The sequence below is a fragment of the Nocardia sp. NPDC058480 genome (assembly GCF_042720495.1).
Classification (GTDB): domain Bacteria; phylum Actinomycetota; class Actinomycetes; order Mycobacteriales; family Mycobacteriaceae; genus Nocardia.
The window spans coordinates 1-22,854 of sequence record NZ_JBHXMN010000022.1; the positions used below are offsets into that span (position 1 = coordinate 1).

The following is a 22,854-nucleotide window of genomic DNA, read 5'->3' on the forward strand; positions in this document are numbered from 1 at the left end:
GAGCGCTAACCGGCGACCCGGCCGCGGACCGGCCACTTCGTGGCCGCCGCTCCCCAGGGGTCGCGGGTGGGGGTTGGGAGTGCGGTCATGGCGGACCTGGGGTGCACGGTGGGGCTGGGAGTGCGGTAGGGCTGTGGTCTTCGGGGTGTGCGGTGTGGTTGGGGGAGTGTGGTCATGGTGGAGCAGGGGTGTGCGGTGTGGGTGGGGGAGTGTGGTCATGGCGGAGCTGGGTGCGCGGTGTGGGTGGGAGTGTGGTCATGGCGGAGCTGGGGTGTACGGGGTGGTTGGAGTGTGGTCGTGGCGGTCTCGAGGTGGACAGTGTGGTTGGGAGTGTTGTCGCCTGGCGGTTGGGTCAGTGCACGCCGATGAGGCGTAGCAGTGCGGTTGTCGTGGCTGCTGCCAGCACGGTGACGAGCAGGGGGGCGCGCCGCCACGCGAGGAATCCGCCGACGCAGACGCCTGCGGGCAGGGCTATGCCGAGATGGCCGGAGCCGGTCGGCAGCGTGGCTGTCGCGACCAGGGCCGCGAGCAGGATGAGGGCGCCGGTGTCGAGGAGGTGAATTGCTCTGGGGGACAGCCGCAGTCGATGGCGCATCGCGGGCCCGGTCCAGCGCAGTGCGTACGTTCCCAAGGCCAGCGCCAACATGGCGGGCAGCAGGTACGGCGCGTTCATGCGGCCACCGCACCGACCGCTGGTGCGGGCGGAGGGGGCGAGAACATCGTCGGCCGGACCGGCATCGAGTCGAGCGGCCTCATGACGCCACCGGCTCCGCGATCGACGCGGGTGGACGCAATGCGAAGACCAGCCCGATGAGCGCGATCAAAACCGGCAGCCCCGCCGGTACGAACGGCGCGACGGCCACGGCCAGTCCCGCACCGACCAGCACCGGCCGCAACGTCGCCCGGTCGCGCAGCGCGGGCAGGATCAACGCCAGCAGAATCACCGGGAACACCGCGTCCAGTCCGAGCGCCGACGTATCCGGCACCAGCGAACCCAGCGCCGCACCGAGGGTCGCACCCAGCGGCCAGCACAGCGCGACCCCGATCCCGCACGCCCAGTACGCGGCGCGTTTGCGTTCCTGATTGCCCGGCGCCGCGGCGAAGGCCACCGACTCGTCGTTGAGGACGTGGATGCCGAGCACCCGTTTCCAGCCGCGCCCGAACACCTCCGGCGCCGACAACCCGTACGGCAGGTGCCGCGCGTTGAGCAGCAGCCCGGCGACCACCGCCGCCACTGGACTACCACCGGCCGCGACGATCCCGAAGAACAGCAGCTCCGACCCGCCGGCGAGCACCGTCACTGCCATCACGATCGGCATCCACATGGGAAACCCGGCCGCGATCGTCGACGCGCCGTAGGACACACCGAACAAGCCGACGGCAAGGCACGCCGCGGCTACGGCAGCCACGGTTCCCCGGTCGAGTGTTCGCCAGATCGAACGCATGTTGTTTATATTGAACGCACCTGGTGGGTAAAGTCAACGCGGTATCGCCAGCCCTCAGGAGGCGTAGATGGACCGGCAGGACCCTGTCGTCGGACCGCCCCAGGCGGTGATTGCGGCGGCGCTGCGCCGCGAACGCGCCCGCGCGGGCCTATCGCTCACCGAGGTCGCCAATCGGGCAGGTGTCGCGAAATCCACACTGTCCCAACTGGAATCGGGCACCGGCAATCCCAGCCTGGAAACCCTGTGGGCACTGTGCGTTGCCCTGGAAATGCCGTTCTCCCGGCTGCTCGACCCGCCCCGATCCAACGTTCAGGTGATCCGCGCCGACGAGGGATCGCCGGTCCCGGCAGCCGACGCCGACTACCGGGTGACATTGCTCGCAGCGGGCCAGTCACACACCCGCTGCGACGTCTACCGCATCGCGGCCGAACCCGGTCACATCCGGCGCTCGGAGCCGCACACCCCCGGCGTCGTGGAACATGTCGTGCTCGCAGCGGGCCACGCCATGGTCGGTCCGGCCGATGAGCCCGTCGAGATGCGCCCGGGCGACTACATCCGCTACCTGGGTGATCTCCCGCATATCTTCGAAGCGCTCGAACCGGGAACCTGGGCGACGATGGTCATCGAGAGCGCCTGAACCGATCGAGCGTGTCAGGCGGCTCCTTCGCCGAGGTACTGCAACCAGATCGGATCCAGATCGGCGGTGGTGGACAGCAGCCGCCAGTGCGGGCCTTTGGGGGAGACCAGTGGGTGGCGCAGGTGCCAGCCCAGGTCGGTCAGCATCTTGTCGGCCTTGCGGTGATTGCAAGGGGCGCAGCTGGCGACGCAGTTCTCCCACGAGTGCTCGCCACCGCGGCTGCGGGGGATCACGTGGTCGATGGTCTCGGCCTTGCCGCCGCAGTACCCGCATCGGTAGTGGTCGCGATGCATGAGCGCGGCGCGGGTCATCGGCACGCGGGCGCGATAGGGCACCCGCACATAGGTGCGCAGGCGGATGACGGACGGAATCGCCACTTGGGCGCCTGCCGAATGCAGGACCGGTCCTTCGGGATTGTCATGGACGGCGTCTGCTTTGGCGCAGATCAGCAGTACGACAGCGCGACGCGCGGACAGCGCGGTGAGCGGCTCGTAGGTGGCGTTGAGGAGGAGGACCCGGCGTTTGCGCCATGCGGCGGCGTCGTGGTCTCCGGCGAGGTGCAGTGGCGCGGGGAGATGCGGCAGGTCGTGAAGACCGTGTGCGCCCGGATGGTGATCGGACAGGATATGCAGCGGAATAGCCCCCGAGCCACGGTTGTGGACGTCGGCGGGCTGGAGTTGTCGATGCGTGCGCGCCTCGTGTGAACGGGCGCTCGGTCGCTGCTTCATCCTCTTGACCTCAATTTCATGATTGGCAGGATCATGTGGTATCTGGGGCCGATACTGCCCCCAGTTGACCATGGTTCCGGCGGTATTGCACGGCTATTTTTCAAACTTCCGGATGAACTGTGGTTGAAGGGCGGCGCGTTCGTGACCCTGGCGATCGGGGCACAATGGAACGCGTGAGCACCGGTGAGCAGACAACGACCTCCTTCTACGAAGCCGTGGGCGGCGCCGAGACGTTTCGCCGTCTGGTGTCGGTGTTCTATCGCGAGGTCGCGGCCGACGAGATCCTGCGTCCGCTGTACCCGGAGGAGGATCTAGGACCGGCCGAGCGCCGGTTCCGGATGTTCCTCGAACAGTACTGGGGTGGTCCGCGCACCTACTCCGACGAGCGCGGGCACCCGCGTCTGCGCATGCGCCACAACCCGTTCGTCATCGGGCCGCTCGAGCGCGACGCCTGGATGCGCTGCATGCGGATCGCCGTCGGCGAGATCGAACCGTCGATCCTGGACGACGAACACCGCAAGGCCCTGCTGGACTATTTCCAAATGGCCGCAGCTTCCCTCCAGAACGCCCCATAGACGCCTCGCCTGAGCCCGTGGGTGCCCGGTGTTCGCTGATGACCGGCGGATAGTGGCCCAGTTTCGCACCGATGCCCTCCTTTACCACGAGGTTTCTCCGTGGCGTGGCGAACGCTGGTGATTTGCCGGATTCGCAGAAAGTCTCGGCCCCCCATGAATATTGCGGGCGATCTTTGGCAATATTGCGGGTGTGACACAGACACCTGCCTCGCCGGTGCCGGGGGAAGCAAGCACCGCTCCGTGGTGGAAAACCGCCGTGTTCTATCAGGTCTATCCGCGTTCGTTCGCCGATTCCGATGGTGACGGTGTCGGCGATCTGGGCGGTGTCCGCGAGAAGATGGGGTACCTGGAGCTATTGGGCGTCGACGCACTGTGGATCTGTCCGGTGATGCGGTCACCGCAGGCCGACGGTGGCTACGACGTGTCCGACCCACGCGATATCGACCCGCTCTTCGGCGGGCTGGACGCGCTGGACGAGTTGATCGTCGAAGCGCACGACCGCGAGATCAAAGTGACGATGGACCTGGTGCCCAACCACACCAGCATCGAACACGCGTGGTTCGCCGAGGCGCTGGAGGCGGTGCCGGGCAGCCCTGAACGCGCCCGCTACATCTTCCGCGACGGTCGCGGGAAGAACGGCGACGAGCCACCCAACAACTGGCCGAGCATCTTCGGCGGTCCGGCCTGGACCAGGATCACCGAGCCCGACGGCACCCCCGGACAGTGGTACCTGCACATTTTCGCGCTCGAACAACCCGACCTGAACTGGGACAACCCCGAGGTCGCCGATGATTTCGAGAAGACCCTGCGCTTCTGGCTCGACCGTGGCGTCGACGGTTTCCGCCTCGATGTCGCACACGGCATGGCCAAACCAGAAGGTCTGCCGGACATGACCAAGGTCGAAACCAAGATGCTGGTGCACGACGACGACGATCCCCGCTTCAACAACCCCGGCGTGCACGCCATCCACCGCCGCATCCGTACAGTCCTCGACGACTACCCGCACGCGGTGTCGATCGGCGAGGTGTGGGTCGACGACAACGTCCGCTTCGGCGAGTACGTGCGCCCCGACGAGCTGCACCTGGCATTCAACTTCCGTCTCGCCGAGACCCCCTTCACCGCGCAGGGCGTCCACGACGCGATCACCCACTCCCTCGCGGCCGTCGCCGACGCGGGCGCCCCGCCCACCTGGACGCTGTCCAACCACGACATCGAACGCGAGGTGACCCGCTACGGCGGCGGCAAGACCGGCCTCGCCCGGGCGCGGGCGATGATGATGGTCGAACTCGCCCTGCCCGGTGCGGTGTTCATCTACAACGGCGCCGAACTGGGCCTGCCCAATGTCGACGACCTGCCCGACGACGTCCTGCGGGATCCCGTGTGGGAGCGCACGGGCCATCAAGAACGCGGTCGTGATGGTTGCCGGGTTCCGATGCCGTGGGAGGGACCGGCCACGCCGTTCGGTTTCACCGAGGGCAAGCCGTGGCTGCCGATCCCCGCCGACTGGGCCGAGCGCACCGTCGAAGCGCAACTGGAAACCCTGCACTCGACGCTGTCGCTGTACCGGCTGGGGATCGACCTGCGCGCCACCCGGCCGGAGTTCGCCGGCCAGCGGATCGAGTGGTACGGCAGTCCCGACGGCTGCCTCGCCTTCCGTCGTCCGGGCGGGCTGATCTGCGTGCTCAACGCCTCCGACGGCCCGATCCAGCTGCCGCCGGGGGAGGTGCTGCTGTCCAGCGCGCCGGTCGCCGACGATCGGTTGCCCCCGAACGCGGCGGCCTGGTTGGTGTAGCCGCGGCGGACACGCGTGCGGCAACCTATGGCCGGAGGATGAACTACTACACAGCATCGTCTACCGTTGGTGCGTGAGCATTCTCGAGACAGTGCTGATCTTCGTCGGCATCCCGGCCGCGATCTACTTCGCGATCGCGGGCTTGTCCTATCTCGGTAAGCCATTCCCCGGTGAGAAGCCGGCCCACTTCGCACTCGGGCAGAAGTGGACCCACCGGCCGGTGCTGTGGAGTGCTACCGATGAGGTGACCGCTGCGGCGGGGCACCACACCGCCGAGCCGCATGGTCATGCGGCTCTCGAAACCGCGCATGCGGAGCTGATCGGAGGCCGGGCAAGTGGCAAGTTCTAATTGGCCCGCGGTGGTCGAGGCCGACCTGCCGCACGGGTTCGCCATGACCAGCAGCGGTCGGGTGTCCGGTGTGCATGAGCCAGGCACTGTGTTCGACGAGGTGCCGTTCACCGATCACGAGCGTATCTCCCTCGACAACGCGCTCACCGAGGCGACCCGCGCCACCAAGGTCCGCTTCAACATCTACCTCGGCGATCTCGGTGCCGATCCGGCGGCCGGTGCCGACGCGATCCTGCCGAACACCCCGGAGGCGGCCAATTCGCTGCTCATCGCGGTGTCCCCGAACCAGGGCGCGATCGAGGTCCGCGCCGGTGTCGACGTGGCCGCGCGCGCCAAAGACAACATCTGCCAGCTCGGCGCCACCGCCGCCCTGTCCCCGTTCCGTCAGGGCCACCTGATCGACGGCCTGATCTCGGCCGTCCGTGTGATGGCCGCCGAGCTGCTCCGCTAGTTCGTTCACTTCCGGACGGCGCGTTCACCTCATGGTGAGCGCGCCGTTTCGTATTTGCGGCGTGCGAGACCGGCTCGCCGTCGAATCCGAGATTGCCCGGCTGCGAAGCGATTCCGTACGCCGATGACTTTCGTGACAAAGGAATACGGCCGTCGGCCATCGTGTTCTAACCGTTGAAATCGAGTTCAACAGTTAGGAACCTTCGTGATGAATCAGATCAGCCACCACACCGTCGAGATCCAGGGTCAGTCCGTCTTCTATCGCGAGGCGGGCGACCCGGACAAGCCGACGCTGCTTCTGCTGCACGGCTTCCCGTCCAGCTCGGCGATGTTCCGCAACCTCATCCCTGCCCTCGCCGACGACTATCACGTGATCGCCCCCGATCACCTGGGTTTCGGCCAGTCGTCCATGCCGCCGGTCGACGAGTTCGACTACACCTTCGACAAGCTCACCGAGATCACCCGCGAACTGCTCGACACCCTCGGTATCGAACGCTTCGCGCTCTACATCCAGGACTACGGCGCCCCCATCGGTCTGCGCATCGCCTCGCGTGATCCCGAGCGGGTCAGCGCCATCATCACCCAGAGCGGCAATGCCTATCTGGAGGGCTTCACCCCGTTCTGGGAGGTGCTGTTCGCGCACGCTACCGACCGCGTGACCCATGAGCCCGAAGTGCGCAAGCTGCTCGAGCTCGACGCCACGAAGTGGCAGTACACGCACGGTGTTCCGGCCGACCGGCTCGCGCTGGTCAGCCCGGATGCGTGGACCCTCGACCAGGCCTACCTGGACCGCCCCGGCAACAAGGCGATCCAGCTGCAACTGTTCTTCGATTACAAGAACAATCTCGACGGTTACCCCGCCTTCCAGAAGTACTTCGCCACGCATCAGCCGCCGACGCTCATCGCCTGGGGCGAGCACGACGAGATCTTCGGCGCCGACGGTGCCCGCGCGTACCTGCGCGACCTGCCAGACGCCGAACTGCATCTGCTCGACGCGGGCCACTTCGCGCTGGAGACGCACGGACCCGAGATCGCCGCGCTGATCCGCGACTTCCTCGGCCGGGTCGTGCGCTGAGTCCGGCGGACGGCTGAGCATCGAGGGGCGCCCAGCCGTCCGGGCGGCATCGAGTAACCTGGTCGGCGGTCTATCGGCCACATCATCGGCCGTCGGCCTATCGGGGGGAAACTTGCACGCACGTATCACTCGGGTGCTCGCGGCGGCGTGCCTGGCGCTGACGGCGTCGGCCTGCGCCGAGGACAGCCCGCCGGTCGAATTCGCCGCCGCCGCACCTCTTTCCGCGTTCTACAACCCCGGTGCGGATTCGATTCCGGGACAGCGTGGTTCGGTGATCCGCTCGCAGCCGCTCACCGGTGCGCAGGTCGTGCCCGGTGCCCGCAACTACCTGACGCTGTACCGGTCGCTGGACGCGCAGGAAAAGCCCGTCGCGGTGTCAGGGACGCTCGCGGTGCCCGAAGGTGTTGCGCCCGAGGGTGGTTGGCCACTCATTTCCTGGGGGCCGGGTAGCACCGGGGTCGCCGATGTGTGCGCGGCCTCGCGCTCGGAAGGCTCCTCGCCGAGCAGAGATGAACAGGCTCGCTGGGTGGCCAAGGGGTACGCGGTCGCCAGAACCGACTACCAGGGCTTGGGGACGCCGGGCGCGCACGGGTACATGATCGGCGAGACCGAACAGCGTGCGATGGCCGATATCGCCACGGCAGCAAGGGAAATCGACAAATCGGTCGGGTCGCGCTGGGTGGCGATGGGGCATTCACAAGGCGGTCACGCGGCGCTGTTCGCCGCCGTCGACGCTGCGGGGTGGACGCCGAATTCGCCGTTGCTCGGCGCCATCGCGCTGGCACCCGCCTCGCACCTCGGCGAACAGGTCCGCATGGCGAAGTGGGCGGTCTCGAATCCGCTGGGCAAACTCGGTACAGGTGACGTGTCGGTATACCTGCCGCTGTTGGTCCGCGGCGCCCAGACGGTGACCGATGTGGACCCCGCCCGATTCCTCACCGGCCGCGCGCAGTCCCTGCTGCCGGTCGCCGACTCCGAATGCACCGGCGGACTGCGCGACAAGAGCAAATGGGGCGGCCTGTCGGCGAAGGATGTCTTCACCTCCGACGGCGATGTCTCCGGGCTGCTGCGAGTCCTCGATGACAACGACCCGAGCAGCCTGCGATTCACCGTTCCGGTCCTCGTTCTCCAGGGCCGTTCCGACCTCACCGTCCCGCTGCAGGCCACCGATGCGATGGTCGCCGAACAGCAGGCACGCGGCGAGTCGGTCGACTACCGCAAGTACGACGACGTCGACCACAGCGAAATCGTCTCCGCCTCCTTCGCCGACGCGCTCGGCTGGGCCGACACCCGCTTCGGCATCAATCGCTGAAGTATTGGAGCGCTGGCGCGCTCGAGGCGGGGCCCTTCGGGCCCCTGATCTTCCCTCCCTCCGGGTACTCCTTCGTCGCACCCTCCACTCAGTCCAGATCAGGGCGGGCCCCTTGGAACTCAGTTGCGCTGAGAGGTATCGCGGTTACGCCGAGAAGAGGTATCCCGGTTACGCCGAGAGCAGAAGAGCCGGGTGTTTCGGGCTCGGCATCCCTACGCTCGGAGTATGGGCGAGCACAACGGGTTGCGGGTGATTCCAGGCGGACGCGGCGAACAGCGGTCGCGGCCGGAACCACTCTGGCGTGAGGCGCTGGGCGAACGCCTGCGCGCGCTGCGCTTGGAACAGCGCTCCACCCTTGTCGACACCGCGGGTCGCGCGGGTATCTCGCCGCAGTACCTCTCCGAAGTCGAGCGCGGTCGCAAGGAGCCTTCGAGCGAGATGATCGCGGCCTTGGCCGGCGCCCTCGGTACTTCGCTGGGCGATCTCGTGGCCCAGGTCGCCGAATCGATGCGCAGGCACGCGCTCGTGCCTGCTCGCGCGGTGGTGCTGGGCGGACAGCACCGCATCGCCCCCGCCCACGCCGCCCCCATCGCGCACGCCCCGAACGCCGTACTGCTCGCCGCCTGATCTGACCCAGGTCGGCATGGAGCCCGGCTCGAGGTCGGCTCACCCGAGCCGAACCGTCCTCATCCGAGCCCGGTCTATCAAGATCAACAGGCCTCGGTGCATTTCCCACTCGGGCGATGTTTGCGTGATGTCCTGGTGATCAACCGTCCAGCGTCGCGCTTGTTCGGGCGGCGGCGATCTGGCTGCGCAGTAGGTCGACGATCGCGCTGACGGGGAGTTCGGGGTCGATCGCGCGTTGCACGCCGAGGCCGATGCCGAGCGAGAGTAGTTGCAGCGCGGCATCATCCGCGGACATCGGGAGCTCGAGGCCCAGCTGGTCGGCCTGCGTCTGGATCACCGTGGCGAGCATCGCTGTCAGGGTGCGTCTGCGCTCGGCGAGTTCGGTGCGGATCTCGGGCATGTGCCGGGTGCTCGTCGCGAACTCCACTTCCAGCGCGGTCCAGCCGACATCGCCGATGTTCTCGTCGGCCCATCGCGCGAAACCTTCGATCCGCTCCGCCATGGTGTCGTGCGGCAGCATCGCGTCCACGAGCGTCTGCGCGCGCTCCACGTGCACGACGTCGAGCACCGCGAGGCCCAATTCGTGCTTGGTCGCGAAGTTGGAGTACACCGCGCCCTTGGAGAATCCGGCCTCGGTGGCCACCTTCTCCAGCGGGGTCACGTTGTAGCCGTCGGCCATGAACAGCCGTTTGGCGGTCTCGACCAGCCGTTCACGCGTGAGTGCGTGCGACTCCTTGCGCGTCATCCTGGCCATGCGCAGGAGTTTAGCAAAATGGGCTACCGCCGGAATTCAAATACCGTTAGTATTCGAAACATGACTACACGACGTGGCTTAGCGATCGGCTGCGGTGGCCTACTCGGCTTCGCCTGGACCGCCGTAGCCCTCGACGCCGTCGAACGCGCGATGAACTGGGACACCCGGACCGCCGATGTCCTGATCGGCACCTCCGCGGGCGCGGAGCTCGTGGCGGCGCTCGGGTCCGGGCGTACTCCCGCCGACCTGCTCGCTGCCCTCGACGCGGCTCCGGGCGCCGACCCGATCCTGGCCGGCCACGTCGCCGTCGATCCCGGCAAATTTCCCCCGCTGCCGAGACTCGGATTCCCCGGCCTCGGCCTGGTCGGCGCCGGTCTGCGCGCTCATGCGCCCTACACCGCGCTGGCCGGGCTCCTTCCGTGCGGCCGCGGCGACGCCGGCTGGTTGCGTTCCTTCGGTCAGGCGCTGGCCGCCCCGAGCGGCTGGGTGAGCCACCCCGCGACCTGGGTGGTCGGCGCCGACGCGGCAACGGGTGCGCGAGTCGCCTTCGGAGCGAACGGGGCGGGCAATGACCTCGCGACGGCCGGAGAATCGGTCGCGGCTGGTGCGGCGCCGGTCGATCTGGGTGATGCGATCGCCGCGTCCTGGGCGATCCCCGGTTGGTTCCCGCCCGTGCGGATCGACGGGAAGAACTACATCGACGGTGGTTCGGTGTCGTCGGTGTCGGCCGATCTGCTGGTGCCACTGGAACTCGACGAGGTGGTGGTCATCGCCCCGATGACGTCCGAGGGTGGCGCGTCGGCCACCGGCCTGAACCGCGTCGAACGCCTGCTCCGCGCCCAGATGACCCGCGGCCTCGACCGCGAAGTGGCGCTGCTGCGCGCCGCGGGCGCCCGCGTGATCCGCGTCGAACCAGGCCCCGAAGAGCTCGCCGCCATGGGCCCGAACTTCATGGATTCGGCCCGCCGCCCGGCCACCATCGCCGCTGCCCGCCGCGGTATGGCGACCCGAGTCGCCGATGCGCTGCGCGTTTCCGGTCCCGCCCGACTCGCATGAATCGCCTTCCCACGCGCAGTGTCTGCCGGCATCCAGCGATCGATAGCCCCGCGGCGAGATTCCGACTCGTGGGCGGGCGGTCCGGCGCCACCGGTGCCCGGCTCCCTCGTGCTCAGGGAGCCGGTTCCACAACTACTCGCGCTGTGATCGGCGCGCCGCTCGTTTCGTTCGAAGGAGAAGTCGTATGAGCCGCCAGCATGAGGTCGTTGTGATCGGAGCGGGTGTTTCCGGCATCTGTGCCGCGATCAAATTGATCGAGGCCGGGGTCGAGGATGTGGTGATCGTCGAGAAGGCCGAAACCTTCGGCGGCACTTGGCGGGCCAACACCTATCCCGGCTGCGCGTGCGACGTTCCGTCCGGCCTGTACTCGTTCTCCTTCGCGCCGAACAGCGAGTGGTCGCGGCTGTTCGCGCCCCAGCCCGAGATCCTCGACTATGTCGACCGGGTGGCGCGCGAGCACGGGCTGGCCGAGCGCACCCGGTTCGGGGTGGAGGTGGTCGGTTCGCAGTTCGACGATGCCGCGCGGCTGTGGCGGCTGGATACCAGTGCGGGCCCGCTGAGCGCCCGCTTCGTCGTTTCGGCGGCGGGTCCGTGGAACGAACCGCGCCTGCCCGAGATTCCGGGTCTGGCCGAATTCCCCGGCGAGGTCTTCCATTCCGCGCGCTGGAACCACGACTACGACCTGCGTGGCAAGCGAGTCGCGGTGGTCGGGTCCGGTGCGTCCGCGGTGCAGTTCGTGCCCGCGATCCAGCCCGAGGTCGCCGAACTACACCTGTTCCAGCGCACCGCGCAGTGGGTGCTGCCGAAACTCGATCATCGCGTACCCGGCTTCGAGAAGACGGTGATGCGACGATTCCCGTTCGCGCACAAGGCATTGCGTTCGGTCGAGTACGCGCTGATGGAAGGGCTCGGGGTCGCGTTCCGGCATCCGCGACCGCTGATGCAGACCGTGCAGGCCGTGGGGTCGGCGTATCTTCGTGCCGTGGTGCGTGATCCGGCACTGCGGGCGAAGCTGACGCCGGACTATCTGCTCGGCTGCAAGCGAATCCTGTTCTCCAACAGCTATCTCCAGTCGCTGACCAAGAGCAACGTCGACGTGCATGCCACCGGAGTCACCGAATTCCGTGGCAATACCGTGGTCGGCGCCGACGGCACCACCGCCGAGGTCGACGCCGTCATCCTCGGTACCGGCTTCCACATCCTCGACACCCCACTGGCCGACATCGTCCGCGACGCCGACGGCCGCACCTTGGCCGAGCACTGGAAGGGCTCGCCCGAGGCCTACCTCGGCACCGTCACCACCGGGTTCCCCAACGCGTTCACCGTGCTCGGCCCCAGCCTCGGTACCGGCCACTCCTCGGCATTCGCCATCCTCGAAGCCCAGGTCGCCTTCCTCGTCGCCGCGATCGACAGCGCCCGGCGCGCAGGCTGGGCGGTGCTCGACGTGCGTCCCGAGGTACAGGCGCGCTACGTCGACCAGGTGCAAGCCGCGCTGGCAGGCACCGTCTACAACGCGGGCGGTTGCCACAGCTATTACATGGATGCCAACGGCCGCAACAGTTTCAGCTGGCCCTGGTCCACCGGCGCGCTCACCACCCGGGTCAGCACGTTCGACCCGGCCGACTTCACCATCACCGACGACGTGACGGTGCTCGCATGAGCGCACGCGCACACCACCGACGAGAGGCCAGCACATGAGCTACCCACGGATCGACCTCGACGGCGCCACCATCGCGATCACCGGCGCCGCCCGCGGCATCGGACTCGCCACGGCCAGAGCGTTTGTCGAGGCCGGCGCGTACGTCGCGCTCGGTGACCTCGACGAAGCGCTGGCCGTGCAGGCTGCCGCCGAGATCGGCGACCACGCGATGGGTCACGCGCTCGACGTCACCGACAAGACTTCCTACGCAGCGTTTCTCGAGGCGACTGTCCAGTGGCGCGGTCCGTTGGACGTACTCGTGAACAACGCGGGCGTGATGCCCAACGGCCCGTTCCTCGACCAGTCCGACCGCATCGACCAGCTCACGATGGACGTCAATGTCTACGGCGTCATCCACGGCATGCGCTTGGCCCTGCCCGCCATGGTCGAGCGCGGCTACGGCCACGTGGTGAATGTGGCCTCGCTGGCGGGCAAGTTCCCGATCAAGGGCCTGGCCGTGTACAACGCCAGCAAGTACGCGGTGGTCGGCCTGACCGCCGCCACCAGGCTGGAAATGGACGCCACCGGAGTCAGTGTGAGCGCGGTCCTCCCGTCCGCGGTGCGCACCGAACTCAGCTCTGGTATCGACTACGGCATCTTGCCCGCCGTCGACCCCGAGGACATCGCGGCCGCGGTGGTGCGCACGGTCAAGACCAGGGCAGCCGAGACCGCGGTGCCCGGGTATGTCGGCGTGATGGCGAACGCGTCCGGTCTGGTGCCGGAGCCCGTGATGCGGGCCTTCCGCAAGGCCGCCCACGACGACGCCGCCATCACCCGCGTCGACGACGACGTCCGTCGCGTGTACCTGGACCGCATCGAAAAGCAGTGAGCGCCGGGTAGTCCCGACTGTGGTGCGCTCGGCGGGTCACTCCCGTTCGTGCAGGACCTGGTCGACCAGTCCGTATTCGAGTGCGGTCTCGGCCGTGAACACACGGTCCCGATCGGTGTCGCGGCGCAGGGTTTCCGGGGTCTGGCCGGTGTGCTTGGACAGGATCGCCTCGATCGCCGCGCGCATCCGGACGATCTCGTCGGCCTGCAGGATCAGGTCGGGAATGGTGCCCTGGCCGCGAGTCGCTGGTTGGTGCAACACGATTCGGGTGTGCGGGAGCATCGCGCGATGTCCGGGCGCGCCGCCGGCGAGCAGGACGGCGCCGACGGCGATCGCCTGGCCGACACAGGTGGTGTGCACCGGTGCCTTGATGAATCGCATGGTGTCGTAGACGGCGAGCATGGCGGACAGGTCGCCGCCCTCGCAGTTGATGTAGAGGCTGATCGCCTGGCCGGGGCTGTCGGATTCCAGGTGCAGCAGTTGGGCGATGAGCGCGTTGGCGACCCCGGAGTCGATGGGGGTGCCCAGGTAGACGATGCGTTCGCTCAGCAGGTGCGAGTAGATATCGGTGATCCGCTCACCACCGCCGCGATGCTGGGACACGACGTTCGGGATCGTGTAAGTCATGAGGTGGCCTTCCTGGCGGTGATGAACGACGTGGAGTAGGGCCGAGCGGTCTCCGGTATCGGCCCGCGCAGGGCGCCGGACAGGAATTCGCGGAGATTACTCGAAACAATCTGTGCGGCAGTGACTCTCATGCAGTGATCCCGATGCGATGGCGGTTCGGAACGACCTGATCGAACGATTCGACGATGTGGTCGATGAACCCGTACTCGAGTGCCTGGGGTGCGGTGAACCAGCGGTCGTGCAGTGAGTCCTCGTAGACGCGGTCGAACGGCTGGCCGGTGTCGTCGGCGATGAGGCCGAGCACCGTGTCGACGGTGTAGCGCAGGTCGTCGGCCTGCACCTCCACCTCCACCGCGCTACCGCCGATGCCCGCCGATCCCTGGTGCATGAGGACGCGGGCGTGTGGCAGGGCGTAGCGCTTACCCGGCGTGCCGGATGACAGCAGGAATTGTCCTGCGCTGCAGGCTAATCCGAGAGCGAGCGTGGAGACCTCGCACGGCACCAGCCGCATCACGTCGCGGATCGCCAGCATCGACGGCACCGAGCCGCCGGGGGAGTGGATCCACAGCGAGATCCCGGCCTCGGGGCTCTGGGCGCCGAGGGTGAGTAGTTGGGTGATGAGCAGGGTGCCGTTGTCGTCGTCGAGGGGGCCGTCGAGGACGAGGATCCGGCGGCCGAACAGTTGTTCGCGGGCTCGCCAGCTGAACATCGGGGTCTTGTCGTCGTGTGCCATGAGTCCACGGTGCCTCGCGGACAGGGTGATTCGCTGTTGATGCTGCTGTGGGCGGATCTGCTCTCAGCAGGGAGGGGTGTGGAAGACGGGGACGGGCTGGTGTGAACCGTGGGGTCGGGTGCGCGGGGAGGGCGGCGGGATTGTCCGGCCGCCCTCCACTAGTGGGTTCTTATTTCGCGTCGAATTCCCTTGCGCGCAGGGAACGTTCGATGCCTGCGCGGCCCTCGGAGACGAGGCGGTACAGGGCGGGTGGGTGGTCGCCTGCGAGGAACTCGTCGGCCTTGGTGACGGCTTCCTCGGTGATCGCCCAGTGCGGGTACAGGCCGATCACGACGGTCTGGGCGACTTCGCTCGAGCGGCGGTCCCACACCGCGGGGATCTCGGCGAAGTACTTGTCCACGTACGGCGCGAGCACCGCACCCTGACCGGCCGGGGCGAACCCGCCGACGATGGCGCGGGCGGTGATGTTGGGCACCGAGTCGTCGCCCATCACCGTGTTCCAGGCCTGCGCCTTGACCTCGGCGATCGGGCGCGCGGTGGCCGCGGTGGCTGCCTGACGCTTGCCGGCCGCGGTCGGGTCGCCTTGCAGTTCGGCGTCGATGGTCGGTGAGTCCAGACCGTCGGCATCGATCTGGCCCGCGGCGGCCAGCGCGGTGATGATGCGCCAGCGCAGGTCGGTGTCGACGGTGAGACCGGGCAGACCGGCCGCCGCCGGGTCAGCGTCGAGCAGCTGCGCCAGCACCTCGATGTGGCGCGATGCCAGCTTCGCCCCGGTCAACGCGTTGACGAAGGCGAGCTGATGATCCGAACCCGCCTCGGCGGCGCGGGCCAGCTCGAGCAGCCGGTCGGCGTATGCCGCCCAGCCCTCCTGCTCGGCCCACACCGGATCGGCGTAGCTCGAGATGGCGGTGTTGGCCTGCATGAGCAGTCGCTGCACCACCCCGATCTCGGATTCGGAGCCGATTCCGCGCTGCACGAGCGCGACGAAATCGCGGGCCTTCATCTCGGCCTGACGGGTCATCTCCCAGGCCGCCGACCAGGCCAGCGTGCGCGGCAGCGAGTCGGCGATGTCACCGACGCGTTGCACGACCACGTCGAGGGAATCGGAGTCCAGACGCAGCGAGCAGTAGGTGAGGTCGTCGTCGTTGACCAGTACCAGCGCACCGCGCGGCACGCCGGCGAGCTCGGGCACCTCGGTGCGCCCGGCGGCATCGAGGTCGAGCTCGACGCGCGTGGTGCGCACCAGTTTGCCGTCGACATCGTCGTAGACACCGACAGCGATCCGGTGCACGCGGTACTCGCCCGCACCCGGCGCGGCGCCCTCCTGCACGACCGCGAAGCTCGAGAACGTGCCGTCCGCAGCGACGACGAAATCGGGCCGAAGGATATTGAGACCGGTGGTCTTGAGCCACTGCGCGCCCCAGTCCGACAGGTCACGCCCGGAGGCTTTCTCCAGCGCCGCGAGGAGATCATCGAAAGTGGCGTTGCCGTAGGCATGTTCGGCGAAGTAGTCGCGCAGGCCCGCCAGGAACGGCTGCAGCCCCACATAGGCGACGAGCTGCTTGAGCACCGAAGCGCCCTTGGCATAGGTGATTCCGTCGAAATTGACCTCCACCGCGTGCAGGTCAGGGATGTCGGCGGCGATCGGGTGAGTCGACGGCAGCTGGTCCTGGCGGTATGCCCAGGACTTCTCCACATTCGCGAAAGTGGTCCAGGCGCTGGTGTATTCGGTGGCCTCGGCCTGGCACAGCACCGAGGCGAAGGTCGCGAACGACTCGTTCAACCACAGGTCGTCCCACCACTTCATGGTGACCAGGTCGCCGAACCACATGTGCGCCATCTCGTGCAGCACGGTCTCGGCGCGACGCTCGTAGGACGCGCGGGTCACCTTGGACCGGAACACGTAGTCCTCGAGGAAGGTGACCGCGCCCGCGTTCTCCATCGCGCCCGCGTTGAACTCGGGCACGAACAGCTGGTCGTACTTGCCGAAGGCATACGGCACGCCGAAGTTGTTGTGGTAGAACTCGAAACCCTGCTTGGTCTCGGTGAACAGCCGCTCGGCGTCCATGTGCTCGGCGAGCGAGGCACGGCAGTACAGACCCAGCGGGATCTCGCCGCTGGCGTCGGTGAAAGTGTCGGACCACTTCGCGTACGGGCCCGCGATCATGGCGACCAGATAGGTGCTCATCCGCGGGGTGGTAGCGAAGGTGTGGCGCACGACCGCGCCGACCTTGTGCTGCTCGATATCGGCACCGTTGGAGATGACCACCCAGTCCGACGGCGCGGTGGCGACGATGTCGAAGGTGGCCTTGAGATCGGGCTGATCGAAGCAGGCGAACATCCGCTTGGCATCAGCGGTCTCGAACTGCGAGTACAGGTACACATTGTCGTCGGTCGGATCGACGAACCGGTGCAGACCCTCGCCGGTATGTGAGTACTCGCAATCGGCCTCGACAACCAACTCGTTGTTCTCGGCCAGCCCCGGCAACGCGATTCCGGTCGACTCGTCATAGGCGCTCACATCGAGCGCGACCCCGTTGAGCACCGCCGACCGCACCCGCGACGCCACCAGATCGATGTAGGTGCTCGCACCAGCGGTGGCGGTGAAGCTGACAGTGGTCGTCGACCCGAAGGTGTCCGACACCTCGGACCCCGCACCGCGTGGCTGATCGGTGAGGTCGAGTTCGATCCGGTAGTTCTGCACGGCCACCACGGCCGCGCGTTCGACCGCCTGGTCGCGGGTGAGATTCGGGGCGGACATTGATCTCCTTCGTTCCTCGACGAACACGGCACGGTAGTTCGGCGTCCACAATGCCACCTGCCGTCGGTGCCCGCCCACGGGTTTCCGGCGACGATGTGGGTCGACGTCGCCGACCTGCACCCGTGCTGGCGCGGGTCAGTGATCCCACGACCGGTCCTGTGCGGAATGTGACCGGTTTCGCCTACCGATGACCAGGCCTGATACCGGCCACGGGTGGGCCGGTAGAGTTCGGGGAAACCCGCAGGTACCGCACCGGAGATTCGGAGGCTCGACGTTGAAGCATGTGCACGCCGGGAAAGTTCGTGACCTCTACGAGGACGGCGACACCCTGCTGCTCGTCGCGTCGGACCGGGTTTCGGTCTACGACGTGGTGCTGCCGACGCCGATTCCGGACAAGGGCGCGCTGCTGACGCAGCTGTCGAACTGGTGGTTCGAGTACTTCACCGGGATCCCGAATCACGTGGTCTCGGCGACCGATGTGCCCGCGGAGTTCGCCGGGCGTGGGATTCGGGTCAAGCCGTTGAAGATGCTGGCTGTCGAGTGCATCGCGCGTGGGTATCTGACCGGGTCGGGACTCAAGGAGTACCAGCGGTCGGGGACCGTGTCGGGGATCGCGCTGCCCGCGGGCTTGCGCGATGGCGACAAGCTGCCCGAGCCGATCTTCACGCCGTCGACGAAGGCTTCCGAGGGGCACGACGAGGCGATCAGTTTCGCTGACGTGGTGAACCAGGAGGGACGTGAGGTCGCGGAGAAGCTGCGCGATCTGACCCTCGAGATCTACTCGCGCGGGGCCGAGCACGCGGCGACGGCGGGCGTGATCGTGGCCGACACGAAGGTCGAATTCGGTTGGGACGGTGATGTTCTCACCCTCGGAGACGAGGTACTGACCTCCGACTCCTCGCGCTTCTGGCCTGCCGACGAGTGGGAGCCGGGCCGCGCCCAGGGTTCCTTCGACAAGCAGTTCGTGCGCGACTGGTCGACCTCCACCGGCTGGAACAAGGAATACCCGGGCCCCGAGATCCCCGCCGACGTCGTCGAAGGCACCCGCCGCAAGTACGAAGAGGCCTACGAGCGCATCACCGGCCAGAAGTGGGTGCAGTAACACCTTGTCGCGTCAGTGCACGGGTGCGTCTACGCCCTTGACGGTGCAGATGTGATTCATGTTCTCGCGGCCCCAGGCGCCGAGCGTGGTGAGGGCCGCGTTGAGTGAGAGTCCGCGTTCGGTGAGTGAGTACTCGACCTTCGGGGGTACCTGCGCGTAGACCTCGCGGTTGATGATGCCGTCGTGCTCGAGTTCGCGCAGCTGCTGGATCAGCATCTTCTCGGTTACGCCGGGGACCAGGCGTTTCAGGTCGCCGAAGCGTTGGGTTCCGGTGGACAGGGCCCACAGGATCAGCGCTTTCCACTTGCCGCCGACGATGTCCAGGGCGGCATCGATACCGCAGGAATACGGGCGCTCTCGCTGCTTCATGGCCGCCTTACTTACTTTTTGGTAGGTATTGCACTTAATAGTCGGTACTTGTCGAGTGTAGCGCAACCGGCGATTCTAGGAGGGCGTTGCCGAGCGGCAGCGAAGAGCTTCGGAACAAGGAGAGCAATGACCGACCAGACTGCAGCACAGCGTGTTTCGGTGATCGGACTCGGCGCGATGGGCACCGCGCTGGCGAAGGCGCTGCTGGCGGGCGGCCATGACGTGACGGTATGGAACCGCACCCCAGCGCGGGCCGAGGCGCTGGTGGCCGATGGCGCGAAGGTCGCGGCGAACTCCGCCGAGGCGATGGCGGCGGCGGATCTGGTGATCCTGTGCGTGCTCGACGATGCCGCGGTGCGTGAACACATCGAGCCCGCCGTGGCACAGGTGCGCGGGAAGGTGGTGGTCAACCTGACCACCACTTCGCCGGAGCAGGCGCGCTCGCTGGGTCGCTGGGCTGCGGACGAGGCGGTCGAGCTGGTCGACGGCGGCATCATGGCGGTGCCCGAAATGATCGGCGGGCCTGCGGCTTTCGTTCTCTACAGCGGTGCAGCCGCCGGGTTCGAGCGATTCCGCGCGGTGCTGGAGTTGTTCGGTCGCGCCGAATTCGTCGGTGAGGATCTCGGCGCTGCCGCCATGTACGACGTTTCGATCCTCGGTGGCATGTACGCCATGTTCGCCGCGTTCCGCCAGGGCGGCGCAATGGTCCGCTCCACCGGCGGCTCGGCCGCGCGCCTGGCCGAGTTGATGGTGCCCTTCCTGCAGGCGATGGGGACCTTGCTCGAGGGGTACGCACCTGGCATCGACAACCCGGCGGACTACGTGCAACCGCAAAGTGACGATTTCACCGCCGCCGCCATCGACCTGATCGACAAGTCCGCCGCTGAATCCGGCAACCCCACAGAGCTCTACGCGGTCCTGCGCGGCGGTCTCGCCGGCCTGTGACCGGTCGGTGTGCTCGACCGGCGTAATCGCCCACAACGGCGGTCCGGAATCAGTTATCTGACTGGGTGGCGGCCGATTGGTCGATTTCGCCGGACTACGAGTCCCGAGCCCGCAGTCGACCCGACACGCAGTGACCGAGGTGGGTCACTGCGCGTCGACGGCGTTGTCGAAGTCGGGATCCCGGGGCTCAGGCGTTGACCAGATCGGCGGCCAGCAGGGCGTCGACGAAGGCTTCGGCTTTCGCGTCGAAGGCGGCGTAGTGGGTGGTCCGCGCGTCCCCGCTGATCGCCTCGCCGATCACGAGATTGCCTTCGGCGTCGAGACTTTGGGGCTGCTCCTCGGCGTCGGGAAGCAGGCCGACCCGCGAGTCCGCGAACCCGCTGTAGTAGGCCAGGCCCTCGTTGAGCTGGGCCTCCAGCAGCTGCTGCATGCCAGGCATGATCGCGTCATCGGCTGTCGCTCCGGCCAATCCGAGCCACAGGATGCGCTTGCCCGCCAGGCGCGGCTTGCTGCGGCCGTAGGCGAAACCGTAGTTCCACACGGCATCGATCCAGCCTTTGAGCAGGGCGGGCACGCTCTGCCAATAGACCGGGAACACCACCACCACGACATCGGCGGCCAGCATCCGCCGCATGTGCGCCTCGGCGGTGGGGGAGTAGACCTTGTCGCGATTGCCCCACTCGGGCTGGTCGGCCACGGTCATCCGCGGATCGAAATTCTCGGCCTGCAGATCGAGGAAATCGATCGCGTACCCGGCGGTGGTGAGGCGGCCGACGGCACGGTCGGCGACATGGGCAGAAAGTGAATCGGCGCGATGGTGGCCGAGAACCACGAGCGCGGTCGGTGCGGAGCTGTCGCCAGTGGGCACCGCCTCGGTTGGACCCGTGGTGGTCAGTTCGGCGGTGGCAGTCGTGGTGGCGGCGGACTGGGTCACGGTGAGCTCCTGTTCGATCGGGTGCGGGCTGGTCGGCCCGGTCCCTAGAGTCAATCGCGGATCGTGTGGACGATCTATGGGTGATCATCTCCAGTCGATAGGAATTCGTCTACGCTGATGGGGTGGACCCGTTGAGTTCGTTGCTGAGCGGCATTCGTGCCGAAGGATCGGTCGTGGCCCATGCCGTGCTGCGCCCACCGTGGACGATTCGTTTCGCCGACCGTGCACCCCTGATCATGGTGACGGTGCTGCGTGGCGGCGGCACACTGGTGCTCGCCGACGGATCACGCACGAGTCTGGTCGCCGGTGACACCGCGCTCGTGCAGGCGGGTGAACCCTTCCACCTGGCCGACACCCCCGCCGCGCTCGACCGGCCGCACGAGCGCTACGAGCTGTCCTGTTTCGTGCCGGACGGTTTCGGTCCCACCGACACCAGTTGCGCGATATCGGAATTGATCGTCACGCCATCGACAACTGGTGTGCCGGAGGAGACTTCGCTGCTCGTCGGCGCCTATCGGGCGGCGGGGCGACGCCACGAACGGCTGTTGCGAGCGCTACCGCAGGTGATGGTGGTCCACGAGGACCCTGAAATGTGCTTGTGGCTGGAACAATCCGCCGCCGACGCAGTCCGGATCAGCGCGGGTGCGCAGGCGCTGATGGACCGGCTGCTGGACTGGGCGCTGGTCTGCACGCTGCGCTCCTGGCTCGCCGAACAGCAGCATTGCGCGCCCGCCTGGTATCGGGGGATGGCCGACCCGATCGTCGGCCCGGCGCTCACCGCCATCCACGACCGGCCGTTCCACCGCTGGACCGTGGCGAGCCTGGCCACCGAGGCGGCGGTCTCGCGCGCCCTGTTCGCTCGGCGCTTCAGCGAAGTGATGGGCGAACCGCCACTGGCCTACCTCACCGAATGGCGCATGGCCGAAGCCGAAGAACTGCTGGCCGACCCCGCCCGCAGCGTCGCCCAGGTAGCGACCACCGTCGGCTACTCCGATGCCTTCGGCTTCAGCGCGGCCTTCAAACGACTACGCGGGACCAGTCCCACCGAGTTCCGGGCAGCGCTGGTGTAAACGCATCTTGTCCGCCACGCCAGAGCTCGCGACGTGCCCTCGGCGGGTGGGTCAGTTCCTCGGTTCGAGCAGGACCAAGGGGATCTCGCGGGTGGTCTTGGTCTGGTAGTCGGCGTACCCCTTGTAGGACGCGATGACCCGAGGCCACAGTGCCGCGCGTTCGTCGGGGCTCGCGACGTGGGCTGTCATCGGGCGCTCGGGACCGTTGCGCAACGACACCTCGACGTTCGGGTTGTCGCGCAGGTTCAGGAACCAAGCCGGGTGGGTGGGGCCGCCGCCGCGGGAGGCGACGACGACGATGGTGTCGCCGTCGATGACCGGTGCGGTCAGCATGACCTTGCGCGGATCGCCGGATTTGCGGCCGATCGTGGTGAGTTGCAGGGACGACATCCCGAGGAACGAGTTGCCGACGCGGCCGCCGGTCACCGTGAGCAGCGTGCGGTGGAGAGTATTCATGATCTTCAGCTGCAGGTCGCTGGGCATAGCTGAAATCTACTCCGATCAGCGCAGTTGATCGGTGAGGCGGGTGAGGAAGGGCCGCTGGCCTTTGCCGAGCTTTTCCGCCGCGGTGGCGGGGTCGAACCAGGCAGCCCGGTCGATCTCGGGAAACTCCGCGAGCCGCCCCGACCGCGGCGGCCACTCCATCTCGAATGTTCCCGGCACGACGTCGGCTGGGTCGAGATCGCCCTCGACCGCCCACACGGTGAGGTACTTGCGCTTGGTCCCGCTGCGATAACTCACTTCGCCGAGCTCGATCCACTCGCCCTCGGGCGCGGGCAACCCGAGCTCCTCGGTGAATTCGCGCCGGGCGGCGTCGCGCGCGGACTCTTCCTCGGACACATACTCGCCCTTGGGAATCGACCACGCCGAAGCGTCTTTCTTGGCCCACAGCGGCCCACCCATGTGGCCGAGCAGCACTTCGATCCCGGCCTCGGCTCGGCGGTACACCAGCACGCCCGCGCTGAAAACGTCCGTCATCGGAGCG

At 67.5% G+C, this 22,854-nt stretch carries 25 protein-coding genes; 14 read left to right on the forward strand and 11 right to left on the reverse strand.

Annotated features, from left to right (window positions below):
• Positions 1-352: 352 nt before the first annotated feature.
• Both ACFWO8_RS30915 and ACFWO8_RS30920 read right to left on the reverse strand, forming a co-directional pair.
• The gene (locus ACFWO8_RS30915) at positions 353-673 is read right to left on the reverse strand and encodes an AzlD domain-containing protein (protein WP_378971970.1); all 321 of its coding nucleotides are present in this window, start codon (positions 671-673) and stop codon (positions 353-355) included.
• A 79-nt stretch (positions 674-752) separates the two neighbouring features.
• Complete coding sequence (locus ACFWO8_RS30920) at positions 753-1,445, reverse strand: AzlC family ABC transporter permease (protein WP_378971976.1); 693 nt, start codon at positions 1,443-1,445, stop codon at positions 753-755.
• A gap of 67 nt (positions 1,446-1,512) precedes the next feature.
• On the opposite strand from ACFWO8_RS30920, the gene ACFWO8_RS30925 reads away from it, so the two are divergent.
• A complete protein-coding gene (locus ACFWO8_RS30925) occupies positions 1,513-2,082 on the forward strand; it encodes a helix-turn-helix domain-containing protein (RefSeq protein WP_378971985.1) in 570 nt (189 codons plus the stop codon).
• 14 nt (positions 2,083-2,096) lie between these two features.
• On the opposite strand, the gene ACFWO8_RS30930 is transcribed toward ACFWO8_RS30925, so the two are convergent.
• Positions 2,097-2,810 carry an HNH endonuclease gene (locus tag ACFWO8_RS30930; protein ID WP_378971991.1) on the reverse strand — a complete coding sequence of 238 codons (714 nt, stop codon included), beginning with the start codon at positions 2,808-2,810 and terminating at the stop codon, positions 2,097-2,099.
• Positions 2,811-2,974: 164 nt separating this feature from the next.
• Between ACFWO8_RS30930 and ACFWO8_RS30935 the strand changes: the two genes are divergently transcribed.
• The 7 genes from ACFWO8_RS30935 to ACFWO8_RS30965 all read left to right on the forward strand — a co-directional run bounded on the left by ACFWO8_RS30935 (position 2,975) and on the right by ACFWO8_RS30965 (position 8,990).
• Positions 2,975-3,385, forward strand: a complete 411-nt coding sequence (locus tag ACFWO8_RS30935; protein WP_378971995.1) for a globin — start codon at positions 2,975-2,977, stop codon at positions 3,383-3,385.
• Positions 3,386-3,575: 190 nt separating this feature from the next.
• Positions 3,576-5,177 carry an alpha-amylase family glycosyl hydrolase gene (locus ACFWO8_RS30940; protein ID WP_378972001.1) on the forward strand — a complete coding sequence of 534 codons (1,602 nt, stop codon included), beginning with the start codon at positions 3,576-3,578 and terminating at the stop codon, positions 5,175-5,177.
• 73 nt (positions 5,178-5,250) lie between these two features.
• The gene (locus ACFWO8_RS30945; protein WP_378918236.1) at positions 5,251-5,526 is read left to right on the forward strand and encodes a hypothetical protein; all 276 of its coding nucleotides are present in this window, start codon (positions 5,251-5,253) and stop codon (positions 5,524-5,526) included.
• Positions 5,513-5,977, forward strand: a complete 465-nt coding sequence (locus tag ACFWO8_RS30950; RefSeq protein ID WP_378972006.1) for a DUF5130 family protein — start codon at positions 5,513-5,515, stop codon at positions 5,975-5,977. Before ACFWO8_RS30945 ends, ACFWO8_RS30950 begins: the two co-directional genes overlap by 14 nt.
• Positions 5,978-6,184: 207 nt before the next feature.
• The gene (locus ACFWO8_RS30955; RefSeq protein ID WP_378972011.1) at positions 6,185-7,051 is read left to right on the forward strand and encodes an alpha/beta fold hydrolase; all 867 of its coding nucleotides are present in this window, start codon (positions 6,185-6,187) and stop codon (positions 7,049-7,051) included.
• Positions 7,052-7,163: 112 nt separating this feature from the next.
• Positions 7,164-8,363, forward strand: a complete 1,200-nt coding sequence (locus ACFWO8_RS30960) for an alpha/beta hydrolase family protein (RefSeq protein ID WP_378972016.1) — start codon at positions 7,164-7,166, stop codon at positions 8,361-8,363.
• A 225-nt stretch (positions 8,364-8,588) separates the two neighbouring features.
• On the forward strand, positions 8,589-8,990 hold the full coding sequence (locus ACFWO8_RS30965) for a helix-turn-helix domain-containing protein (RefSeq protein ID WP_378972022.1): 402 nt from the start codon (positions 8,589-8,591) through the stop codon (positions 8,988-8,990).
• Positions 8,991-9,129: 139 nt separating this feature from the next.
• On the opposite strand, the gene ACFWO8_RS30970 is transcribed toward ACFWO8_RS30965, so the two are convergent.
• Complete coding sequence (locus ACFWO8_RS30970) at positions 9,130-9,744, reverse strand: TetR/AcrR family transcriptional regulator (RefSeq protein ID WP_378972027.1); 615 nt, start codon at positions 9,742-9,744, stop codon at positions 9,130-9,132.
• A gap of 60 nt (positions 9,745-9,804) precedes the next feature.
• On the opposite strand from ACFWO8_RS30970, the gene ACFWO8_RS30975 reads away from it, so the two are divergent.
• The 3 genes from ACFWO8_RS30975 (at position 9,805) to ACFWO8_RS30985 (ending at position 13,328) form a co-directional block, all read left to right on the forward strand.
• Positions 9,805-10,800, forward strand: a complete 996-nt coding sequence (locus tag ACFWO8_RS30975) for a patatin-like phospholipase family protein (RefSeq protein WP_378972031.1) — start codon at positions 9,805-9,807, stop codon at positions 10,798-10,800.
• A 184-nt stretch (positions 10,801-10,984) separates the two neighbouring features.
• Positions 10,985-12,460 (forward strand): flavin-containing monooxygenase, encoded by a 1,476-nt coding sequence (locus tag ACFWO8_RS30980; protein WP_378972037.1) that lies wholly within the window; start codon positions 10,985-10,987, stop codon positions 12,458-12,460.
• Positions 12,461-12,494: 34 nt separating this feature from the next.
• Entirely contained in the window at positions 12,495-13,328 is an 834-nt protein-coding gene (locus ACFWO8_RS30985) for an SDR family oxidoreductase (protein ID WP_378972042.1), read from the forward strand.
• A 36-nt stretch (positions 13,329-13,364) separates the two neighbouring features.
• Here ACFWO8_RS30985 and ACFWO8_RS30990 read toward each other — a convergent pair whose 3' ends face one another.
• The 3 genes from ACFWO8_RS30990 to pepN form a co-directional block, all read right to left on the reverse strand.
• The gene (locus ACFWO8_RS30990) at positions 13,365-13,955 is read right to left on the reverse strand and encodes a ClpP family protease (RefSeq protein WP_056821542.1); all 591 of its coding nucleotides are present in this window, start codon (positions 13,953-13,955) and stop codon (positions 13,365-13,367) included.
• Between the two features lie 127 nt (positions 13,956-14,082).
• Positions 14,083-14,688 (reverse strand): ClpP family protease, encoded by a 606-nt coding sequence (locus tag ACFWO8_RS30995; RefSeq protein ID WP_378972049.1) that lies wholly within the window; start codon positions 14,686-14,688, stop codon positions 14,083-14,085.
• A gap of 169 nt (positions 14,689-14,857) precedes the next feature.
• The gene (gene pepN, locus ACFWO8_RS31000; protein WP_378972054.1) at positions 14,858-17,449 is read right to left on the reverse strand and encodes an aminopeptidase N; all 2,592 of its coding nucleotides are present in this window, start codon (positions 17,447-17,449) and stop codon (positions 14,858-14,860) included.
• A gap of 274 nt (positions 17,450-17,723) precedes the next feature.
• Here pepN and ACFWO8_RS31005 point away from each other — a divergent pair, with 274 nt between their 5' ends.
• Complete coding sequence (locus ACFWO8_RS31005) at positions 17,724-18,551, forward strand: phosphoribosylaminoimidazolesuccinocarboxamide synthase (RefSeq protein ID WP_378972058.1); 828 nt, start codon at positions 17,724-17,726, stop codon at positions 18,549-18,551.
• 12 nt (positions 18,552-18,563) lie between these two features.
• On the opposite strand, the gene ACFWO8_RS31010 is transcribed toward ACFWO8_RS31005, so the two are convergent.
• Positions 18,564-18,920 (reverse strand): winged helix-turn-helix transcriptional regulator, encoded by a 357-nt coding sequence (locus tag ACFWO8_RS31010; RefSeq protein ID WP_378972065.1) that lies wholly within the window; start codon positions 18,918-18,920, stop codon positions 18,564-18,566.
• Between the two features lie 126 nt (positions 18,921-19,046).
• Between ACFWO8_RS31010 and ACFWO8_RS31015 the strand changes: the two genes are divergently transcribed.
• On the forward strand, positions 19,047-19,865 hold the full coding sequence (locus ACFWO8_RS31015) for an NAD(P)-dependent oxidoreductase (protein ID WP_378972070.1): 819 nt from the start codon (positions 19,047-19,049) through the stop codon (positions 19,863-19,865).
• A gap of 187 nt (positions 19,866-20,052) precedes the next feature.
• Here the strand turns inward: ACFWO8_RS31015 and ACFWO8_RS31020 are convergent, their stop codons facing one another.
• A complete protein-coding gene (locus tag ACFWO8_RS31020) occupies positions 20,053-20,853 on the reverse strand; it encodes an NAD(P)H oxidoreductase (protein WP_378972073.1) in 801 nt (266 codons plus the stop codon).
• 68 nt (positions 20,854-20,921) lie between these two features.
• On the opposite strand from ACFWO8_RS31020, the gene ACFWO8_RS31025 reads away from it, so the two are divergent.
• Complete coding sequence (locus ACFWO8_RS31025; RefSeq protein WP_378972077.1) at positions 20,922-21,869, forward strand: AraC family transcriptional regulator; 948 nt, start codon at positions 20,922-20,924, stop codon at positions 21,867-21,869.
• 51 nt (positions 21,870-21,920) lie between these two features.
• On the opposite strand, the gene ACFWO8_RS31030 is transcribed toward ACFWO8_RS31025, so the two are convergent.
• A complete protein-coding gene (locus ACFWO8_RS31030; RefSeq protein WP_378972082.1) occupies positions 21,921-22,352 on the reverse strand; it encodes a nitroreductase family deazaflavin-dependent oxidoreductase in 432 nt (143 codons plus the stop codon).
• An 18-nt stretch (positions 22,353-22,370) separates the two neighbouring features.
• Positions 22,371-22,847, reverse strand: coding sequence for an NUDIX domain-containing protein (locus ACFWO8_RS31035; RefSeq protein WP_378972085.1), 477 nt, complete (start codon positions 22,845-22,847; stop codon positions 22,371-22,373).
• Positions 22,848-22,854: the final 7 nt, after the last annotated feature.

What these genes read in the sequence shown, in the direction of transcription:
- ACFWO8_RS31030 (WP_378972082.1), bottom strand. Translation starts at nt 22,352, where the DNA reads ATGCCCAGCGACCTGCAGCTGAAGATCATGAATACTCTCCACCGCACG.
- ACFWO8_RS30985 (WP_378972042.1), top strand. Translation starts at nt 12,495, where the DNA reads ATGAGCTACCCACGGATCGACCTCGACGGCGCCACCATCGCGATCACC.
- pepN (WP_378972054.1), bottom strand. Translation starts at nt 17,449, where the DNA reads ATGTCCGCCCCGAATCTCACCCGCGACCAGGCGGTCGAACGCGCGGCC.
- ACFWO8_RS31010 (WP_378972065.1), bottom strand. Translation starts at nt 18,920, where the DNA reads ATGAAGCAGCGAGAGCGCCCGTATTCCTGCGGTATCGATGCCGCCCTG.
- ACFWO8_RS30995 (WP_378972049.1), bottom strand. Translation starts at nt 14,688, where the DNA reads ATGGCACACGACGACAAGACCCCGATGTTCAGCTGGCGAGCCCGCGAA.
- ACFWO8_RS30955 (WP_378972011.1), top strand. Translation starts at nt 6,185, where the DNA reads ATGAATCAGATCAGCCACCACACCGTCGAGATCCAGGGTCAGTCCGTC.
- ACFWO8_RS31015 (WP_378972070.1), top strand. Translation starts at nt 19,047, where the DNA reads ATGACCGACCAGACTGCAGCACAGCGTGTTTCGGTGATCGGACTCGGC.
- ACFWO8_RS30915 (WP_378971970.1), bottom strand. Translation starts at nt 673, where the DNA reads ATGAACGCGCCGTACCTGCTGCCCGCCATGTTGGCGCTGGCCTTGGGA.
- ACFWO8_RS30930 (WP_378971991.1), bottom strand. Translation starts at nt 2,810, where the DNA reads ATGAAGCAGCGACCGAGCGCCCGTTCACACGAGGCGCGCACGCATCGA.
- ACFWO8_RS31035 (WP_378972085.1), bottom strand. Translation starts at nt 22,847, where the DNA reads ATGACGGACGTTTTCAGCGCGGGCGTGCTGGTGTACCGCCGAGCCGAG.
- ACFWO8_RS30965 (WP_378972022.1), top strand. Translation starts at nt 8,589, where the DNA reads ATGGGCGAGCACAACGGGTTGCGGGTGATTCCAGGCGGACGCGGCGAA.
- ACFWO8_RS30935 (WP_378971995.1), top strand. Translation starts at nt 2,975, where the DNA reads ATGGAACGCGTGAGCACCGGTGAGCAGACAACGACCTCCTTCTACGAA.
- ACFWO8_RS30980 (WP_378972037.1), top strand. Translation starts at nt 10,985, where the DNA reads ATGAGCCGCCAGCATGAGGTCGTTGTGATCGGAGCGGGTGTTTCCGGC.
- ACFWO8_RS30990 (WP_056821542.1), bottom strand. Translation starts at nt 13,955, where the DNA reads ATGACTTACACGATCCCGAACGTCGTGTCCCAGCATCGCGGCGGTGGT.
- ACFWO8_RS30970 (WP_378972027.1), bottom strand. Translation starts at nt 9,744, where the DNA reads ATGGCCAGGATGACGCGCAAGGAGTCGCACGCACTCACGCGTGAACGG.
- ACFWO8_RS30925 (WP_378971985.1), top strand. Translation starts at nt 1,513, where the DNA reads ATGGACCGGCAGGACCCTGTCGTCGGACCGCCCCAGGCGGTGATTGCG.
- ACFWO8_RS30920 (WP_378971976.1), bottom strand. Translation starts at nt 1,445, where the DNA reads ATGCGTTCGATCTGGCGAACACTCGACCGGGGAACCGTGGCTGCCGTA.
- ACFWO8_RS30975 (WP_378972031.1), top strand. Translation starts at nt 9,805, where the DNA reads ATGACTACACGACGTGGCTTAGCGATCGGCTGCGGTGGCCTACTCGGC.